The sequence below is a fragment of the Veillonella sp. KGMB01456 genome (assembly GCF_023051165.1).
Classification (GTDB): Bacteria; Bacillota; Negativicutes; order Veillonellales; family Veillonellaceae; genus Veillonella_A.
This window is the reverse complement of record NZ_JALKIG010000089.1, coordinates 1-1,083: the sequence shown is the minus strand read 5'-3', so window position 1 is coordinate 1,083 and position 1,083 is coordinate 1. Positions and strand designations below refer to the sequence as shown.

At 36.7% G+C, this 1,083-nt stretch carries 1 protein-coding gene; it reads left to right on the top strand.

The annotated features are described in order from the left end of the window. Positions 1 to 977 (top strand): transposase (locus MXE28_RS11420; RefSeq protein WP_226977557.1); only part of this gene is annotated, 977 nt, incomplete at its 5' end. Between the last annotated feature and the right edge of the window lie 106 nt (positions 978 to 1,083).

Below are 1,083 nucleotides of genomic sequence, written 5' to 3'. Positions count from 1 at the left end.
GCGAAAAGCAAATTGAGTTTGTACACGGTACCGGTAAACGAAAACATCCATTGCAAAGAGCTTTTGAATCCTGTTTAGCCTTGCGTGACAAGCGAAATGAATATGATGAAAAGTTAGCTATTCTAGGCTCTCGCAACAGTTACTCTAAAACTGATCATGATGCTACGTTTATGCGACTAAAAGAAGATCATATGTTAAACGGCCAATTAAAACCGGCCTACAATGTTCAACTAGCTGTTCATAGTGAATATATTATGGGCGTTGGCGTATTTCCAAATCCTACAGATACGAACACCTTAATTCCATTTATGCAACAATTAGAAGGACAATACAAACAACACTTTCAATATGTGGTAGCTGATGCCGGTTATGACAGCAACGAAAATCTGGCATGGTTATGGGCTCATGATTACAAAACTTGTATTAAACCAAGTACATATGAATTGAGTAAAACGAAAAAGTATAAGAAAGATATTGGTCGAGCGGATAACATGGTATATGATGAGGCGACCGATACATTTACTTGTGCCAAAGGCCGTACATTACGATTCCAATACATACGCAGAAACAAAAGTAAGACCGGTTTCATTAAGCAAAACCGAGTATACCGGTGTGAAAACTGCAATTATTGTGGCTTACGTAAGGAATGCCAAAAACTTAAGTTCGGAAAACTTCCTAAGGGGAATAAGACGATATATATTGCTACTGATTACCGCGAATTATTAGCCAAAAACAAGGCTGTATTTGATAGTGACTATGGCTTACAACTTCGAGTAAACCGTTCTATTCAGGTGGAAGGTGCTTTTGGCATAACAAAAGAAGATTTTGAATACACCAGGTTCAGGCACCGAGGCAAAGTTAACGTAGAAAAAGATTTATTACTATTAGCTTTTGGATACAATTTACTGAAGCTGCATAACCGAATACAGAAGAAGCGATTAGGTCAACGGTTGTTCGAAACTAATTCTGCTGCGTAATTAAAAGCCAAAAGCTAAAGGCTTATTTAAGTGCGCTAAAAAACAAAAAAACAAGGATATTTTCAGAATTGTTGATTTTGGAAATATCCTTGTTTTAATTGAAAAG